Annotated in this window: 16 protein-coding genes; 3 read left to right on the top strand and 13 right to left on the bottom strand. The window is 57.3% G+C overall.

All coding sequences use genetic code 11. The features are described 5' to 3' along the window. Positions 1–2: 2 nt before the first annotated feature. Positions 3–437 carry a DMT family transporter gene (locus tag B498_RS06260; RefSeq protein ID WP_008502321.1) on the bottom strand — a complete coding sequence of 145 codons (435 nt, stop codon included), beginning with the start codon at positions 435–437 and terminating at the stop codon, positions 3–5. A gap of 95 nt (positions 438–532) precedes the next feature. Between B498_RS06260 and B498_RS06265 the strand changes: the two genes are divergently transcribed. Further along, positions 533–1,495 carry a LysR family transcriptional regulator gene (locus tag B498_RS06265; RefSeq protein WP_008502320.1) on the top strand — a complete coding sequence of 321 codons (963 nt, stop codon included), beginning with the start codon at positions 533–535 and terminating at the stop codon, positions 1,493–1,495. On the opposite strand, the gene B498_RS06270 is transcribed toward B498_RS06265, so the two are convergent. The 4 genes from B498_RS06270 to B498_RS06285 form a co-directional block, all read right to left on the bottom strand. Then, entirely contained in the window at positions 1,470–2,498 is a 1,029-nt protein-coding gene (locus B498_RS06270; protein ID WP_008502319.1) for a methionine synthase, read from the bottom strand. The genes B498_RS06265 and B498_RS06270 overlap by 26 nt on opposite strands. 23 nt (positions 2,499–2,521) lie before the next feature. Next, positions 2,522–3,496, bottom strand: a complete 975-nt coding sequence (locus tag B498_RS06275) for a DUF1852 domain-containing protein (protein ID WP_008502318.1) — start codon at positions 3,494–3,496, stop codon at positions 2,522–2,524. A 179-nt stretch (positions 3,497–3,675) separates the two neighbouring features. Further along, entirely contained in the window at positions 3,676–4,167 is a 492-nt protein-coding gene (locus B498_RS06280; protein WP_008502317.1) for an Hcp family type VI secretion system effector, read from the bottom strand. Between the two features lie 253 nt (positions 4,168–4,420). Continuing rightward, positions 4,421–4,942 (bottom strand): DUF2778 domain-containing protein, encoded by a 522-nt coding sequence (locus B498_RS06285; protein WP_008502316.1) that lies wholly within the window; start codon positions 4,940–4,942, stop codon positions 4,421–4,423. A gap of 267 nt (positions 4,943–5,209) precedes the next feature. Between B498_RS06285 and B498_RS06290 the strand changes: the two genes are divergently transcribed. Continuing rightward, positions 5,210–5,749 carry a DUF2058 domain-containing protein gene (locus B498_RS06290; RefSeq protein WP_008502315.1) on the top strand — a complete coding sequence of 180 codons (540 nt, stop codon included), beginning with the start codon at positions 5,210–5,212 and terminating at the stop codon, positions 5,747–5,749. Between the two features lie 7 nt (positions 5,750–5,756). Here the strand turns inward: B498_RS06290 and B498_RS06295 are convergent, their stop codons facing one another. Further along, positions 5,757–6,443 (bottom strand): RluA family pseudouridine synthase, encoded by a 687-nt coding sequence (locus B498_RS06295; RefSeq protein WP_008502314.1) that lies wholly within the window; start codon positions 6,441–6,443, stop codon positions 5,757–5,759. Between the two features lie 90 nt (positions 6,444–6,533). Then, positions 6,534–7,139, bottom strand: a complete 606-nt coding sequence (gene azoR, locus B498_RS06300) for an FMN-dependent NADH-azoreductase (RefSeq protein WP_008502313.1) — start codon at positions 7,137–7,139, stop codon at positions 6,534–6,536. A 205-nt stretch (positions 7,140–7,344) separates the two neighbouring features. Here azoR and hrpA point away from each other — a divergent pair, with 205 nt between their 5' ends. After that, positions 7,345–11,247: an ATP-dependent RNA helicase HrpA gene (hrpA, locus tag B498_RS06305; RefSeq protein WP_008502312.1), complete on the top strand. Its 3,903-nt coding sequence runs from the start codon at positions 7,345–7,347 to the stop codon at positions 11,245–11,247. 81 nt (positions 11,248–11,328) lie between these two features. On the opposite strand, the gene B498_RS06310 is transcribed toward hrpA, so the two are convergent. The 6 genes from B498_RS06310 to B498_RS23525 all read right to left on the bottom strand — a co-directional run bounded on the left by B498_RS06310 (position 11,329) and on the right by B498_RS23525 (position 17,749). Continuing rightward, the gene (locus B498_RS06310; RefSeq protein WP_008502311.1) at positions 11,329–11,988 is read right to left on the bottom strand and encodes an O-methyltransferase; all 660 of its coding nucleotides are present in this window, start codon (positions 11,986–11,988) and stop codon (positions 11,329–11,331) included. Positions 11,989–12,136: 148 nt separating this feature from the next. Continuing rightward, complete coding sequence (locus tag B498_RS06315; protein ID WP_008502310.1) at positions 12,137–13,516, bottom strand: efflux transporter outer membrane subunit; 1,380 nt, start codon at positions 13,514–13,516, stop codon at positions 12,137–12,139. Then, the gene (locus B498_RS06320; protein WP_008502309.1) at positions 13,513–14,595 is read right to left on the bottom strand and encodes an HlyD family secretion protein; all 1,083 of its coding nucleotides are present in this window, start codon (positions 14,593–14,595) and stop codon (positions 13,513–13,515) included. The genes B498_RS06315 and B498_RS06320 overlap by 4 nt, the downstream gene beginning before the upstream one ends. Before the next feature lie 22 nt (positions 14,596–14,617). Continuing rightward, a complete protein-coding gene (locus tag B498_RS06325; protein ID WP_008502308.1) occupies positions 14,618–16,270 on the bottom strand; it encodes an MFS transporter in 1,653 nt (550 codons plus the stop codon). Positions 16,271–16,428: 158 nt separating this feature from the next. Beyond that, a complete protein-coding gene (locus B498_RS0121570) occupies positions 16,429–17,529 on the bottom strand; it encodes an MFS transporter (RefSeq protein ID WP_413772418.1) in 1,101 nt (366 codons plus the stop codon). Then, the gene (locus B498_RS23525; RefSeq protein ID WP_008502306.1) at positions 17,414–17,749 is read right to left on the bottom strand and encodes an MFS transporter; all 336 of its coding nucleotides are present in this window, start codon (positions 17,747–17,749) and stop codon (positions 17,414–17,416) included. Before B498_RS23525 ends, B498_RS0121570 begins: the two co-directional genes overlap by 116 nt. Between the last annotated feature and the right edge of the window lie 324 nt (positions 17,750–18,073).

Below are 18,073 nucleotides of genomic sequence, written 5' to 3'. Positions count from 1 at the left end.
GTTTACCCTCTTGCGACCAGTACCAGTGCGGCAATAATAAAAACCAGCGCCACGATGCGTCTTGCGTTTATCTTCCTGTGCGGCGTACCCAGCAGGCCAAAGTGGTCAATGATCAGGCTTTTAAAAACCTGACCTGCCAGAATGCCAATCATCGTCAGCGCGATGCCGATAGTCGGCGTGGCGAGCGTCAGTATGACGACGTAGATCGGACCCAGCACCCCGCCGAGGAGCTGCCAGCCGGGCTGTGCGAAAAACGACGGGCTGTTGCGCGGGCTGAAAAACAGCATCAGCAAAAACGTCAGCGCGGCGCCGACGCCAAAAATGCTGAACGTCGCCCATAAATCCCCGACTTTTCCCCCCAGGGGGCCCAGCAGTCCCGCCTCGACGGAGAGGCCCATCCCGCCAGCGATCACCAGTAAAATCAAAACCAACTGCATTCTTCTTCCTCCGTTTTCAGGCGAAGAAGATTACGTGGGTTGTGCAATGAGAAAAATGCCATAATGGTGTAAACACCTTTGCAGGATATGCATTAATGGTTGACGCCAGCAACATCAACATCCGCGCGCTGCTGATCTTTATCGACGTGTATGAAGCGCAGAATTTCTCCGTCGTGGCGCGGCGGCAGGGGATATCGGCCTCGCAGATATCGCGCGTGATCCACCAGCTCGAGGATGTGCTCGGGCAGCAGCTTTTCTATCGCAATACGCGGGCCGTCATTCCCACGGAAAGCGGTCATCTGTTTATTCGCTACGCCCGGTCGATGGCGGAGAATCTTGAAGAGGCGCGACGGGAGCTGGACGCGCGTGCGGTGGAGCCGTCCGGTGCGATCCGCATTAACGGACCGGTGTTTTTCGGCCAGAAGCACATTGCTCCAGGACTTCCCGGCCTGTCGGCACGCTATCCTCGCCTGAGCGTAGAGCTGACGCTGACCGATGATTTCATTGACCCCCACCGGGATGCGGCAGACCTTATCTTCCGCATTGGCGTGCTGACGGACTCGTCGTTTCGCGCGCGGGTGTTTGGGCAGCAGGTGTACCATCTGGCGGCGTCGCCAGACTACGTGCGTAAACACGGTGCGCCAGAAGTGCCGGACGATCTGAACCGCCATCATTGCCTGGTGTATCGCGGATCGTCAGGGCCTAACCGCTGGCTGTTGCGCAGGGCGGGCGAGGCGTGGACACACTATCCCGTGACGCCATTGATGACCTCGAATAATGCGGAAGCGTTGCTGGCTGCGGCGCTTGGCGGGATGGGGATTGTGCTGTTTCCGGACTGGCTGGTGAGCGAGCCGCTCCAGCGCGGTGAGCTGATTCCGCTCCTGCCCGCGCTGGAGTGCGCCATCACTACGGAACAACAGGCTATCGCGGCGATCTACCCTGATGCCCGACATCCGCCCCTGAACGTCAGGGCGGTGATTGATTATTACGTCGAGCGCTTTGGTACGCCGCCGTACTGGCAGCGTAAGGGGATTACGCGCCAAGCTCCTGGCGGATAATTTCTGCGCCAGCGCTGAGTGCTTTAAGCTTGCCGTTGGCAACCTGACGGGAGAGGGGCGCCATGCCGCAGTTGGTTGACGGATAGAGCTTGTCGGCGTCGACAAAGTGCAGCGCTTTTCGCAGCGTATCGGCCACTTCCTCCGGCGTTTCAACCGTGTTGGTTGCCACATCGATCGCCCCAACCATCACTTTTTTACCGCGGATCAGCTCCAGCAGATCCATCGGCACGCGGGAGTTGTGGCACTCCAGGGAGATGATGTCGATGTTAGAGGTCTGCAGCTTCGGGAAGGCCTCTTCGTACTGGCGCCACTCCGAGCCGAGCGTCTTTTTCCAGTCGGTATTGGCCTTGATGCCGTAGCCGTAGCAGATGTGGACCGCGGTTTCGCACTTCAGCCCTTCAATGGCGCGCTCCAGCGCGGCGATGCCCCAGTCATTGACCTCATCAAAAAAGACGTTAAACGCCGGTTCATCGAACTGGATAATGTCCACGCCTGCGGCCTCTAACTCTCGCGCTTCCTGGTTAAGGATTTTGGCAAATTCCCAGGCCAGCTTTTCGCGGCTTTTATAGTACGCGTCATACAGGGTGTCGATCATAGTCATCGGCCCCGGCAGGGCCCATTTGATCGGCTTGTCCGTGAGCTGGCGCAGGTACTTTGCATCGTCGACGAAGACCGGTTTCTGGCGCGCAACCGCGGAAACCACGGTCGGCACGCTGGCGTCATAGCGGTTACGAATGCGCACCGTCTGGCGGTTCTCAAAATCGACGCCGCTCAGGTGTTCAATAAAGGTGGTGACGAAGTGCTGGCGGGTCTGTTCCCCGTCGCTGACGATATCGATTCCCGCGCGGATCTGCTCATCCAGAGACAGGCGCAGCGCATCCTGCTTGCCTGCCAGCAGTTCCTGATCCTGTAACTTCCACGGTGACCAGAGCGTCTCCGGTTGCGCAAGCCAGGTCGGCTTTGGCAGGCTGCCAGCCGTTGAAGTCGGGAGCAATGTTTTCATAATAAAAGACCTTTTTTAATGTATTAAAGCGTGTAGTTATCAGACCACTGCTCAAGAATGTGTTTGTAAGGCTTAATAAAGTACTCTTCGGTAAACCGACCCTGTTCAATCGCCAGACGACTTCGCTCTTCCCGGTCATACACAATTTTGGTTAAGGAGTGATCCTGCTGGTTCAGATCCGGTCGGTAGCACAGCCCCGCCGCCGAGTTGGCGTTATAAATTTCCGGGCGATAGATCTTCTGGAACGTCTCCATCGTGCTGATGGTGGCGATCAGTTCGAGGTCGGTGTAATCACTCAGCAAATCCCCGGTAAAAAAGAACGCGAACGGCGCCACGCTGTGTTCCGGCATGAAGTAGCGCACGCTCAGGCCCATCTTCGCGAAGTACTGCTCCGTAAGCGATTCGCCATCCGGCTGGTACTCAACGCCCAGCACGGGGTGCTGGTTACCGGTGCGGCGATAGGTATCTTTGCTGGAGACGCTCAGGCAAATCACCGGTCCTTTTGTGAAGTTCTCTTTGTATTCAGGTGAATTCACAAAATGGCGGAAGATATTGCCGTGCAGTTCGCCAAATTTTTCCGGAATGCTGAAGTGCTGCTGGTTCTTGTTGTGATCCAGCAGCAGCACGCTGAAATCATAATCCCGCACGTAAGACGAGAAGTTATTCCCGACGATGCCAGGGATACGCTGGTTGTTTTTCTTGTCGACAATGGTGGTTTGCAGTATCTCAATGGCCGGGAACGGCTTTTCCGCGCCAATATTCAAATCGACAGAGATGATTTCAAGCTCAACCGCATAGCGATCGGCGTTTGGGTTATCCCAGCGCGCTAAAGCATTAAAGCGGTTGTTGATCATCACCAGCGTATTGCGCAGGTTTTCCTGACGCTTTTCTCCGCGCGCCAGGTTGGCGAAGTTGGTGGTCGTACGCGTATTTTCTGACGGGTTGTAATTCTCATCGAAGCAACTGCGCTTAAGGGTATATGTGAAAGCTTTGCTCATTGTGGTTATGCATCCTAAGTTCATGTTGCTAAGAAGTTACCAATGCATAATTTATGCCTTAGCCCGTGGCGCAGGGGAAGTGACTTAATTTCAATGCAACATGAGGGAAGTTCATGAACAGGATTGCGCACAGCCTGGAGAGGAAAGTGAGAGAGTAAGGGGCATCGCGCCCCTTAGCGTTATGCTGTAGGGCGTTCGTTCCAGGCGTCACTGTGCATTATGTTCCCGTCGACGATGCGCCAGGTAATTTTTTCGTACTGCAGACTTACGCTTTCAACATGGTTCATTTTATCGTTGGCAGCGATTTTCACGTTCGGCACGCTGCAGTTAACACCCGTAACCTTTACGTTCTCCATTAGTACGGTGTAATAACAGACTTCCTGTCCGGCATCATTAATATGATAGAACTTAATTTCAGCGCTTTTGAGTGCCTGACCGGTAGATGCTGCTTTGTAAAGGTAGGGCGTGGCGCTATCAACTTCCTTTTCAATCCGCATAGATGAGTGTTGACGCGTGCCGGTGATCTTGCCGTTAGCGCTGTCTACCGGGAGGTTAAGGCCATGACTCAGTCCTATGATCTCAATGCTACCTTCACGATCCTGAACATCTACAGAACCTTTAATATGTGCTCCACCGTCGTCTTTTAGCCACATGTAGGGAGGAATAGGCATTCTTTATTTCCTTATTTTATTGAGTAGTAGCGTTGTTAAGCGGTAAATAACCGTAGCGAGGGTCAGTACGATTAAAATATCGATATTGGTATATGTGTCGTATAGTGTTTCAGCATTCACATCACCATAAATAAAATCACATAGAGATGAGACCACGTCATGATCAAGATAGCGTTCAGCGGGTCCCAATGTGCGGCCTACTAAAATGCTGATACATAGAAACCAGACCGTTTTGAACAGCCTGATGCCCCTTTTAAGGGCACGCGTTGGTATATCCACTTTCACTCACCTCAACCCAACCGCGTGCCATCAGTGAACGCATACAGGGAACCTGAATAAGCTCTGTACTCATGAGAGCATTCCGAATCAGTGCGTAATCAGAATTATGGGCAATCGTGATACATCCTTCAGATACCGTACCCGGATGCAGCCGAAACAAACCCCGATAGACGTTATCAATCCAGGTACCGTCATCGATTCCCCAGTCATCCTTGTATAAAGCAAACCACTCATCGCGGCCAAATTCTGCACCGGACCTGACCTTATTCCACCGATCCTGAACCTTCGCTTTTAAACCTGAAAAGAAACCTCCAGTCCCTCTGTCAACAATCCAGTATTTACCTGGGGGAATTGGACCCGACCCTTTAACTGCAGCACAAAATCCGTTGTTTCTGTAAATTCCCTGCCCGGAATGCGCCATAAACACGCCAACGCCGTACAGGTTAAAAGGCGCATAGTCAGCACCATTTAGCAGCATCGTTCCTTTTAAGGCCATCTTTTCTCCACATCCTTTTATTAAGAGAAAGTCAGCCTACGCCTGACGTGAGCATAGATATTCAACCCACATCATATTTATGAACGGCTCATTTTTTTTAAGAAAATGACCTGACAATTTTTAATCACGCTTTCGCGTTAACCTTAGTAAATGCTGAATGAATAATGAACCAGACTCAGCTAACAAAACGCCATGCCTACTTCTCTGGCACACGCTCCGCAATTCCCGCTATAATCCCCAAAATTTCCAACCGGTTTAGAAACAATCATGACAAAACTCACCTTACAAGAGCAGATGCTGAAAGCGGGCCTCGTCAGCAGCAAGAAAGCGGCGAAAGTGCAGCGCACGGCAAAGAAATCACGCGTTCAGGCGCGTGAGGCTCGGGAAGCGGTAGAAGAGAACAAGAAGGCCCAGATCGAGCGTGACAAGCTGCTGAGCGAGCAGCAGAAGCAGGCCGTGCTGGCGAAAGAGTTTAAGGCGCAGGTGAAGCAGCTGATTGAGATGAACCGCATCACCGTGGCGAAAGGCAACATCACCTTTAACTTTACCGACGGTACGCTGATTAAAAAGATTGAAGTCGATAAGCAAACGCAGACCCAGCTGATCAACGGCCGTCTGGCGATTGCTCGCCTGGTGCTCAATGCTAACGGTGACTGCGACTACGCGATCATTCCGGCAGTGGTGGCCGATAAAATTGCCCAGCGCGATGCCGACAGCATCGTGTTAAACAGCGCGCTCAGCCAGGAAGAGCAGGACGAAGACGATCCGTACGCGGACTTCAAAATCCCTGACGATTTGATGTGGTAAACCGCGTTCAGAACGGGGCGGCGTGACGGGCGTTAACCGGCTCGCCGCTCACGGGATGAATAAAATTCAGCTCGCAGGCATGCAGCATCAGCCGGGGCGCGTCTTCAGCGCCCGGCACGTCAAGACCGCCATACAGATCGCAGCCCAGAATCGGGTGTCCCAGCTGCTGGCAGTGAATACGCAGCTGATGGGTTCGCCCGGTCTCCGGGATCAGTTTCACTCGCGTTAACGGTAATCCCGCCCCCTGATAAAACCGTTCCACAACCTGGTAGCGGGAGCGGGCGGGTTTACCGGTAATGGCGCAGATCGACATCAGCGGGAACAGCGCCGGGTCTTTGGCAATCGGCGCATCAATGACCCCTTCATCATTTTCCACGTGGCCGCAAAGCAGGGCGCTGTAGACTTTCTCCACGCTGCGCTGGCTAAACTGCTGGCACAGTGCCGCGTTGATGGCCTTATTGCGCGCAACCATCATCAGCCCGGACGTACCAAAATCCAGACGGTGCACCAGCGTGCAGCCCGGGAACGTCTGAACCAGACGATAATGGACGGAATCAAGGTTTTGCGGATTTTTGCCCGAGAGGCTGAGCAGGCCGGAAGGCTTGTCGATCAGCAGCAGATGTTCATCCTGCCAGAGGATCTGAATGTCATCGTGACACGGTGGGGCAATAAAAGAATCAATGATCGCAGACATCAGGCCGCCCGGCTGGAGAGTGGGAGCGGATGATAACGAAATGCGGGAGAAAAGAAAAACCCTCCCACCGGGCGGTGAGAGGGTGAAGTCTTACGCTGCAACCAGGCTGTCGATGGCGGCTTTCGCGTCGGTCTGCGCTTTGGTCGCCACTTCCGGACCGTAAGCGATACCTTCCGCGAACACGAAGTTCACGTCAGTGATGCCGATGAAGCCCAGGAACAGGCTCAGGTACGGCGCAACCAGGTCGGTTGGGGTATCTTTGTGGATACCGCCGCGGCTGGTCAGTACGATCGCACGCTTGCCTTTTACCAGACCTTCAGGGCCGTTCTCGGTGTAACGGAAGGTTACGCCAGCGCGCGCCACCAGGTCGAAGTAGTTCTTCAGCTGGGTTGGGATGTTGAAGTTGTACATTGGGGCGTTGATGACGATAACGTCATGTGCCTGCAGCTCAGCAATCAGCTCGTCGGACAGGGCCAGCGCTTCCTGCTGACGCGGGCTCAGCGGTGCATCGCTTGGGCGCAGCGCGCCAACCAGCTCGCCATCCAGCACAGGAATGGGGTTTGCAGCCAGGTCACGCACGGTGATTTCGTCAGCAGAATGCTGTTCACGCCACTGTTCAACGAAGTAATCAGACAGCTGACCAGACTGAGAGTACCCTGCCAGAATGCTGGATTTCAAAACTAATACTTTGCTCATGGGTGATTCCTGTTGTTGCATTTGATTGAAGGGGGTTGCCCCGTTGCTTGTTGACACTCTATTCACAATCCTGCCACAGAGATAGCGCAATATATCGAAGCCTATGTTCGAATTTTTTGAATAAGGCACGAAAGGCGTCAGTGTGGTACTCTATAGCAATCATTAAAAAGAGAGTTTATCAGGGCGTGTACTGCCCTTTAACGCTATGACAGAACAACAAAAATTCACCTTCCCGATGCTCCTGCAACAGCTCGATTCTCTGACGCTGCGTGATAAACAGCGCTTCGCCCGTCGTCTGCACGGCGTCAAGAAGGTTAAAAATCCTGATGCTCAACAGGCCATTTACCAGGAGATGGCGAAAGAGATTGAACAGGCGGCAGGGAAGGTTGTGCTGCGCGAAGCTGCGCGCCCGGCGATTACCTACCCGGAAAACCTGCCCGTCAGCCAGAAGAAACAGGACATTCTTGAGGCTGTACGCGACCACCAGGTGGTGATTGTCGCGGGTGAAACCGGTTCGGGGAAAACCACCCAGCTGCCGAAAATCTGTATGGAGCTGGGCCGCGGGATAAAAGGCCTGATTGGCCATACCCAGCCGCGTCGTCTGGCGGCGCGCACCGCCGCCAACCGTATTGCCGAAGAGCTGCAGACGGAGCCGGGCGGCTGCATCGGCTACAAGGTGCGCTTCAGCGACCACGTCAGCGATAACACCATGGTCAAGCTGATGACCGACGGTATTCTGCTGGCGGAAATTCAGCAGGATCGCCTGCTGATGCAGTACGACACCATCATCATTGACGAAGCGCACGAGCGCAGCCTGAACATCGACTTCCTGCTCGGCTACCTGAAAGAGCTGCTGCCGCGTCGCCCGGATCTGAAAGTGATCATCACCTCCGCGACCATCGACCCGGAACGCTTCTCGAAGCACTTCAACAATGCGCCGATTATTGAAGTGTCGGGACGCACGTATCCCGTGGAAGTGCGCTATCGCCCGATTGTGGAAGAGGCGGATGATACCGAGCGCGACCAGCTGCAGGCCATTTTTGATGCCGTTGACGAGCTGGGTAACGAAAGCGCGGGGGATATCCTGATCTTCATGAGCGGCGAACGCGAAATCCGCGATACCGCCGATGCGCTCAGCAAGCGCGACCTGCGCCACACCGAGATCCTGCCGCTGTATGCCCGCTTGTCCAACAGCGAACAGAACCGCGTCTTCCAGCCGCACAGCGGACGCCGCATCGTCCTGGCGACCAACGTGGCGGAAACCTCGCTCACCGTGCCGGGCATTAAATACGTGATCGACCCGGGCACGGCGCGCATCAGCCGCTACAGCTACCGCACCAAGGTCCAGCGGCTGCCGATTGAGCCCGTTTCGCAGGCGTCTGCTAACCAGCGTAAGGGCCGCTGCGGCCGCGTGTCGGAAGGGATCTGTATTCGTCTCTATTCCGAAGACGATTTCCTGTCGCGCCCGGAATTTACCGACCCGGAAATTCTGCGCACCAACCTGGCGTCCGTTATCCTGCAGATGACCGCCCTGGGGCTGGGCGACATCGCGGCGTTTCCGTTCGTCGAAGCGCCGGACAAACGCAACATTCAGGACGGCGTGCGTCTGCTGGAAGAGCTCGGGGCGATTACCACCGACGAGCAGGCGACGGTTTATAAGCTGACGCCGCTGGGCCGCCAGCTCAGCCAGCTCCCGGTCGACCCGCGCCTGGCGCGTATGGTGCTGGAAGCGCAAAAGCACGGCTGCGTGCGCGAGGCAATGATCATTACCTCGGCGCTCTCTATTCAGGATCCGCGCGAGCGTCCGATGGACAAACAGCAGGCCTCGGACGAAAAGCACCGTCGCTTCCACGACAAAGAGTCCGATTTCCTCGCCTTCGTGAACCTGTGGAACTACCTCGGCGAGCAGCAGAAGGCGCTCTCTTCGAACCAGTTCCGCCGCCAGTGCAGGGTGGATTTCCTCAACTACCTGCGCGTGCGCGAGTGGCAGGATATCTATACCCAGCTTCGCCAGGTGGTGAAAGAGCTGGGCATTCCGGTGAACAGCGAACCGGCGGAGTACCGCGAAATCCATATCGCGCTGCTGACCGGCCTGCTGTCCCACATTGGGATGAAGGACGCCGAGAAGCAGGAGTATACCGGCGCGCGCAACGCCCGTTTCGCCATCTTCCCGGGTTCTGGCCTGTTCAAGAAGCCGCCGAAGTGGACCATGGTCGCGGAACTGGTGGAAACCAGCCGCCTGTGGGGACGCATTGCCGCCCGTATCGATCCGGAATGGGTGGAGCCGGTGGCGCAGCATTTGCTTAAGCGCTCGTACAGTGAACCGCACTGGGAGCGCGCGCAGGGCGCGGTGATGGCGACCGAAAAAGTGACCGTTTACGGCCTGCCGGTGGTCGCCGCGCGCAAGGTCAACTACAGCCAGATCGATCCGGCGCTCAGCCGCGAGCTGTTTATCCGTCACGCGCTGGTGGAGGGAGACTGGCAGACGCGCCACGCCTTCTTCCGCGAAAACCTGAAGCTGCGCGCGGAAGTGGAGGAACTTGAGCACAAGTCCCGCCGCCGCGACATTCTGGTGGACGATGAAGCGCTGTTCGAGTTTTACGACCAGCGCATCAGCCACGATGTGATTTCCGCCCGCCACTTCGACAGCTGGTGGAAGAAGGCCAGCAAAGAGACGCCGGACCTGCTCAACTTCGAAAAGAGCATGCTGATTAAAGAGGGGGCGGAGTCGGTCAGCAAGCTCGACTACCCGAACTTCTGGCATCAGGGCAACCTCAAGCTGCGGCTGACCTATCAGTTCGAGCCGGGGGCCGACGCGGACGGCGTGACCGTCCACATTCCGCTGCCGCTGTTAAACCAGGTCGACGAGAGCGGGTTCGAGTGGCAAATTCCCGGCCTGCGCCGCGAGCTGGTGATTGCGCTGATCAAATCTCTGCCGAAACCGGTGCGCCGCAACTTTGTGCCTGCGCCGAACTATGCGGAAGCGTTTTTGGGCCGCGTCACGCCGCTGGAGCTGCCGCTGCTGGACGCGCTGGAGCGCGAGTTCCGCCGCATGACCGGAACGACCATCGACCGCGACGACTGGAACTGGGATCAGGTGCCCGATCACCTGAAAATCACCTTCCGCGTGGTGGACGATAAAAACAAAAAGCTGCAGGAAGGGCGTTCCCTGAGCGAGCTGAAAGAGGCGCTAAAAGGCAAAGTCCAGGAGACGCTCTCTGCGGTGGCCGACGACGGCATCGAGCAGAGCGGGCTGCACATCTGGAGCTTTGGCCAGCTTCCGGAAAGCTACGAGCAGAAGCGCGGCAACTATAAGGTAAAAGCCTGGCCTGCGCTGGTGGACGAGCGCGACAGCGTGGCGATCAAGCTGTTTGATAACCCGCAGGAACAGCAGCAGATGATGTGGCGCGGGCTGCGTCGCCTGCTGCTGCTCAACATCCCGTCGCCGATCAAATATCTGCACGAGAAGCTGCCGAACAAGGCCAAGCTGGGGCTCTACTTTAACCCGTACGGCAAGGTGCTGGATCTGATTGACGACTGCATCTCCTGCGGCGTGGACAAACTGATCCACGAGGCGGGCGGCCCGGTCTGGACGGAAGAGGGCTTTGCTCAGCTTCACGAGAAGGTGCGTGCGGAGCTGAACGACACCGTGGTGGAGATTGCCAAACAGGTCGAGCAGATCCTCACCACCGTGTTCAACATCAACAAGCGTCTGAAAGGGCGCGTGGATATGACCATGGCGCTGGGTCTGTCGGACGTGAAGGCGCAGATGGCGGGGCTGGTTTACCGCGGCTTTGTCACCGGCAACGGCTTCAACCGTCTCGGCGATACGCTGCGCTATCTGCAGGCGATTGAAAAACGGCTGGAGAAAATGGCTATCGACCCGCACCGCGATCGCGCGCAGATGCTGAAAGTGGAGAGCGTGCAGCAGGCGTGGCAGCAGTGGCTGAACAAGCTGCCGCCAGCGCGCCGCGACGATGAAGACGTGCAGGCGATCCGCTGGATGATCGAGGAGCTGCGCGTCAGCTTCTTTGCCCAGCAGCTCGGTACGCCGTATCCGATTTCGGATAAGCGTATTTTGCAGGCGATGGAGCTGATTTCAGGTTAAACCCTTGCCCGGTGGCGCTGCGCTTACCGGGCCTACGGGAGAACGGGTAGGCCGGGTAAGGCGTAGCCGCCACCCGGCTGGTTATCGTTCTACAATCGCCAGCGTAAACCCATCCCATCCCTTAATCCCCACCGTTTGCAGCGCGGTGGCGGTTAAGCGCGGGTTATCGCCCATCATCTCAATAAAACGCCGCACGCCCAGCACGCGCGCGTCGTCGCTTTGGCCGTTAATGACTTCGCCATCACGGACCACGTTATCGCCGATAATTACCGTACCGGGGCGGGAGTAGTGCAGCGCCCATTCCAGATAGCCGGGATTGTTCGGCTTATCGGCATCAATAAAGATCAGGTCGAACGGCGGAACCTCGCCGAAATTCTCCAGCGAGCTCAGCGCCGGGCCTTCAATTAATTCAATGCGTTCGTTTAACCCCGCAAGCTGAATATTCTCGCGCGCAACGCGGGCATGCGTGGGATCGGCCTCAAGCGTAATCAGCTTACCGTCCGGCGGCAGCGCGCGCGCCATCCAGATTGAGCTGTAGGCACCCAGCGTCCCGATCTCAAGAATGCGTCTTGCCTGCGTCATGCGCACGAACAGCGCCAGCAGCTGCCCCTGATTAGCCGCGACATCATGTTCAGGCAGCCCAGCGCGTTTGTTGTTTTCCAGCACCTGATTCAGTACGTCATCGTCAGGAATAAGTGACGAAATCATGAAATTATCAACTGCAGACCACTGTTGTTGCATAGATTGTCTCCTGAGGGGGAATCGCCGGGTCGCGGCTGCGCCTTACCCGGCTTACAGGGCTGAGGAATAAACGCCGGGTGGCGCTTCGCTTACCCGGCCTACGGGGCGAAATGTAGGCCCGGTAAGCGAAGCGCCACCGGGCAGGTTTTCAGGCACTGACCCAGCCGCCGCCCAGCGCTCTGTACAAATCAATCTGCGCCAGCAGCAGGTTATTTTTCACCTGCACGACGCTGGTCTGGACCGAGAACAGCGTGCGCTGCGCGTCCAGCACGTCCAGATAGGAGGAGTAGCCGTTGCGATAGCGATTCTGCGCAATGCGCAGCGTCTCCTGGGCCACATCCTGCTGGGCAAGCAGCTCCGTCAGCTGTTCCTGATAGCGACTTATCGCATCAAGGCTGTTGTTCACTTCGGCAAACGCGTTACGCACGGTTTTTTCATAAGCGTACAGCGCCTGGTTACGCTGGGACTGAGAAATATCCACCTGCGCATTCAGCGCCTGGCGGTTCAGCAGCGGGGCGAGAATACTGCCTCCGACGCTCCAGAGCTGAAGCGGGTTGTCCAGCAGGCCGGAAAGGGTGCGATCCTGAACCGATCCTGTCGCGGTCAGGTTGATCGACGGCAGCAGGCTGGCGCGCGACGCCGCGAGCGAGGCATCCGCCGCCACCAGCTGGCGTTCGGCCTGGACGATATCCGGCCTGCGGTTCAGCAGCGTAGAAGGCAGCTGCGACGGCAGCGTTAGCGGCGTCAGTGCTGCAAAGCTTTCACTGCGCGCCACGTCGCCCGGGTTGCTTCCCAGCAGCAGGCTGAGGGCATTCTCCTGCTGTGCAATCTGGTGCTGCAGCACGGGCACCTGCGCCCGCGTTGAGCGAAGTTCGGAATCCGACTGCATCAGCTCCAGGCGCGAGCTGTAGCCCGTCTCAAACTGACGCTTCGCAAGGTTAAACGCCTCTTCGCGCGATTTCAGCGTGGACTCGGTCACCCGCAGCTGCTCGTCAAGCGAGAGCAGGGTGACATACCCGGATGCCACAGACGAGGCGACGGTCAAATCCGCGGCCGCGGCGGCGGCTTTTTGCGCCGCCAGCGAGGCTTCGGCAGCGCGCGAGGTGCTGCGGTTGACGCCCCAGATATCCACGTCATAGCTTGCCGTCAGGCTCCCTTTGTACAATGTGCCGTAAACCGGCAGCCCGGTCGCAGCGGATTGTGAACGGGCGCGCGTCCCGGTTACGCCCGCGTCGAGGGAGGGAAACAGGCTGCCGTCGGCCGCATAAACCCGCGCCTGGTACTCGTTTATCCGTTCGCGGGCGATCAGCACGTCGCTGTTATGCTGTAGCGCCTGATCCACATAGCGGTTCAGGTGGTTGTCATGGAAATTACGCCACCAGAGCTGCTCCGTCGGGCTGGCAGGGCCGGAGACGGTGCGCCACTGGGTGGGGATGTGCAGCGTCGGCTGCGCCGGTTTGACGTCAACGGACTGGCATCCGGCCAGCATGACCGCCGCCACCAGCGCGGCTATCGGGCGAAGGATCATTGCTTCGCCTCCCGCGTATCAATGGTTACCTGCACCGACATACCCGGACGCAGCAGCGCGGCGTCCTCTGGCTTACCGAGCACCTCAATACGCACCGGAATACGCTGGGCAATTTTGACAAAGTTCCCGGTGGCGTTATCCGGCGTGATGGCGCTGAACTCCACGCCGGTCGCCGGGGAGATGCTCTCCACGCGGCCCTGATACGCCTTGTTGTTCAGGGCATCAACGGTGAACTTCACCGGCTGGCCGACGCGCAGCTCCGCGAGCTGGGTCTCTTTAATGTTGGCGATGACCCAGTGCTGCGGCGGCACCAGGGTGGTGAGATGGGTTCCGGCGGTCACGTAGGCCCCGAGACGCACGGCGATCTGGCCGAGCTGGCCGTCACGCGGCGCCACAATGCGGGTGTTTTGCAGGTCAATCTGCGCCAGCTCCAGCGCCGCTTTGGCGTTTTCAACATCCGCTTCCAGCGCACCGCGGTTGACAATCACCGTCTGCAGATCCTGACGCGACATCTCCAGCGCGGCTTTCGCCTGGTCGATGTCGGCGCTGCCCTGGGCTGCACTGGCCAGCGCCGCGTCGCGCTCGCGAATGGAAAGCGAGCCGTCAGACGTCAGCTCTTTCACCCGCTTTAAATCCGCCTGGCTTTTCAGGTTCTGGGCGCGGGCATTTTTCAGCGCGGCGTCATTTTTGGCGATCGTTGCTTCGGCGCTTTTATGCTGCTGCAGGTTGTTATTCAGGGCGGCAATTTTCATCGCCAGCTGCGCCTCTGCCTGATGCACCCGCTGACGATAGATACGGTCATCGATCTGCAGCAGCAGGTCGCCTTTTTTCACCTGCACAAAGTCCTGAACCTTCACCTCGGTGATATAGCCGTTCACCTGCGGGCTGATAAACGTCGTCTGGCCGCGCACGTAGGCGTTATCGGTAAACTGCGCGTGACGGGTGAACGGCGGCAGTTGCCACGCATAAAGGATCACCAGCACGCCGACAATACCGATGGCGGCGGCGGTGAAAACGGAAACAATGCGCACATTTTTGCGGGTGTTGGCCTGCTCTTTGGCGGCATCCTGCTGACTCATAAACTCTCCAGAACTCTTTCAATTATTTGTTGCCGGTGGCGTTCTTCAGCGCCAGACGGGCAGTGATGCGCAGGCGCAGCAAGCGCCATAAAATCCAGACCAGCGTGGCGGCAGCGATGCTCGCCGTCAGCAGATAAGTATCGTTATAAGCCAGAATATTCGCCTCCAGCGCGGTGACCGTTTGCAGCTGCGTTATCGCCTGGGTGCCCAGCAGCGCGCTGTCGCCAATCAGGCTTTTGTACATTTGGGTATAAAGCTGAATTCGCTCGTTGACCAGCGGGTTGAGCGTGGTGAGCTGGTCCGCCAGCAGGCTGGAGTGGTATTTCTCGCGCCAGGTCTGGAAGGTGCCGAGGATCGCGGAGCCCAGCAGGCCGCCCAGGTTCTGGCTCATGCCAAACATCACCGAGAAGCTGACCAGGTTACGCGGGTCGGCGATCACCCCGCCAATGGCGGCCAGCATAGCGGGCGCCAGGAAGAAGGCGCTGCCGAAGCCCAGCAGGAACTGGCTTACCATCAGCTGATCCGGACGGGTCAGGTTGTTGGACTGGCTGTCCAGCAGCGAGGCAACAATCATCAGCGCCAGAGACGTGATGATTGGCCACGCCAGTTTCGTCGGCTTGATGGTGAGACAGCTGGTGACAATCCCGCAGACGATACCGGCGAAAATGGACCACGCAAGGTGCGTCATCTGCTCGTTCTGTAAGCCCACGTACTGCAGCCAGCCGATGACGCCGGTGTTTTGCTCTGCCAGCACGATACGGATCAGCAGCATAATCAGCCCCAGGCGGACGATGCTGCCGCTCGACAGCCAGCGGGTGTTCAGCAGCGGGTTGCTGCGGTTATGTTCAAAGACGATGGCTGCGACAATCAGCACCAGCGATAGCGCCAGCGACCAGCCGATCCACGGCGCTTCGAACCACCAGTCAAGGCGGCCCAGAGAGAGGACGGCGCAGAGCAGGGCCATCCCGGGAGCCAGTAAAAAGAAGGTGATAAAGTCCTTCTTCTCAAAGACCTTGCGCCGGTCGCCCGGCGGTAATTTTAAGGCGATGACGCAGGCCAGGGAGATCAGCGCCAGTCCCAGCTCGAAGAAATAGAGCCCGCGCCACTCGTCCAGCTGCAGCAGCTCGGTTGAAAACAGGCGGGCCAGCGGGATGGCGAGTGACGATCCGGTGATGCCGATGGTCAGCGCCTTCAGGCGGTGCTTCGCAGGCCAGGCCTGGATCTGATAGTAAATCCCCAGCGAGCTGAGCGCGGCGGCCACCATGCCGTGCGCGGCGCGAACCATCAGCGCCGAGCTGAGATCGTTAACGAACAGGTGGAAAAAGGTGACCAGCACGTACAGCACCAGAAAACCTTCCGTAAAGGCGCGCAGGCCATACTGCTGGCGGAATTTAACCAGCAGCAGGTTGATGGAGATGTTGGTCATCACATAAACCGCGGGCAGCCAGGCGATTTCGGTTGACCAGGCGCCGAAGGTCCCCTGCAAATTTTGCAGGTTGGCGGTCACCACCGCATTTCCCAGCGCACCCGTCAGGCAGACCAGCAGGCCCACGACGCCATAGGCAATGCGTTTTGGCGTACTGTGTTCGGGCGTGGAGGGCGAACCCAGCAGGGCGGGTTTCTCATGTGGCTGCCACTCGCGAGGAGCATAAGGGTCGCGTTCGGGCAGGCGCATAACGTCGTTTACCTTAGAAATGATTGAATAATTAGCGGGCTAGCGATTCTACGACTCCCGCAAATGATAATTCAAGTGAATATGATTTACGCATGTTAATCAAATGGTGAAGGGAAATTTAAGGAAAAAGAGCGGCCCGCAGGACGGGCCGGGAAGGGTCAGATACGTTCGGGCTGCGCCTGGATGAGAGTGGCGCGCTTAACGCGGCTGGCGCAGAAAATCGCGATTAAAGAAATGGTCACCGTGACGGCAAGATACCAGGCCACCGGCACCCAGTCGCCGTCGTATTTTGCCAGCAGGCCGGTGGCAATCAGCGGCGCGGTACCGCCAGCCAGCGCGGCACCCAGCTGATACCCGAGCGTAATGCCGGTGTAGCGCACGTTTGCGCTAAAGATTTCAGAGCACAGCGTGCCGAGTACCGCCGTGACAGGGGCCCACAACACGCCAAAGGCGATGACCGTCGCGAGCACGATACCCCACGTGGTGCCGGTATTGAGCAGCATAAACCACGGTACGATAAACAGGCCCAGCACGAAGACGCTGATTGCGTACATGCGCTGACGGCCTAGCTTATCGGAGAGCAGCCCCATTAGCGGGATCATAATGGTCGCCACCAGGGCTCCCAGCGTCACGGCTTCCAGCGCCTGCGATTTCTGATACGTCAGCGTGCTGGTGGCATAGCTCACCACGAAGGTCGAGAAAATATAGAACGGCGCGGTTTCAACCACCTTCAAACCGGCGGCAATCAACACTTCACGCCAGTGATGTTTCAGCGTATCGCGCAGGGGAGCCTTAGCCACCTGACCGGACGCTTTGACTCGCTGAAAATCGGGCGTTTCGTCAATATCTTTGCGGATCCACAGGCCGAGCAACACCAGCACCGAGCTCAGCAGGAACGGGATGCGCCAGCCCCAGGAGAGAAAATCCGCCTCGCTGAACAGGGTCATCAGCGACACGATAAAGGTTGCCATCAGCATGCCGATGGTGACGCCCGCCTGCGGAATACTGCCGAAGAAGCCTTTACGTTTTTCTGGCGCGTATTCATAGGCCAGCAGCAGCGCGCCGCCCCATTCACCGCCGATGCCCATCCCCTGAATGATGCGCATCAGGATCAGCAGCGCAGGCGCCCAGAGGCCAATCATCTCATACGTGGGCAGCAGGCCAATCATAACGGTTGCACCTCCCATCAAAGAGAGGGTCAGCACGAGGGGTTTTTTTCCGTCCGATGCGGTCGCCGATGTGGGCGAAAAGTACCCCACCAATGGGGCGAATAAAGAAGGTTAATGAGAAAGAGAGATAAGAGAGGATGAGTCCGATCACCGGATCGACCATCGGGAAAAAGATCTTATTGAAGACCAGCGCGGCCGCCGTACCGTAGAGAAAATAGTCAAACCATTCAATGGCGCTCCCGGTAAGGCTGGCGATTAACACCTTTTTATTTTTACGTAACACCGTCGTCGTACTTTCATGTTCTGTCATGACCTGAAACCCCGCCACGTTGATGATGAGAGAGGTGTCACCTGGCGCGCTTCAGGTGCAACCTGTGATGATAAAAAAGGTTGTGAAATTGTTAAGCAACTTAGGGTTGGATGTTGTCTTTGGCAAGCGCAGGGGGGATAAAACTGGTCAGATCACGGCGAAATAAGCAGCGTTGGGTGCTTTTTCATAACGCCTGCACAATACAATGTTTTGTAGGGCTGGAAATCAAAAGCATAATAGGCAGGTGCAACCCGATGATTTTTGGATGTTTCTGGTTATTTCAGAAAAATGATAAATTCGGCGCTTCAACAACGTGAGGAGTTC

It is taken from the genome of Enterobacter sp. SST3 (genome assembly GCF_000286655.1).
Classification (GTDB): domain Bacteria; phylum Pseudomonadota; class Gammaproteobacteria; order Enterobacterales; family Enterobacteriaceae; genus Enterobacter; species Enterobacter roggenkampii.
This window is presented reverse-complemented; position numbering and strand designations above follow the sequence as displayed.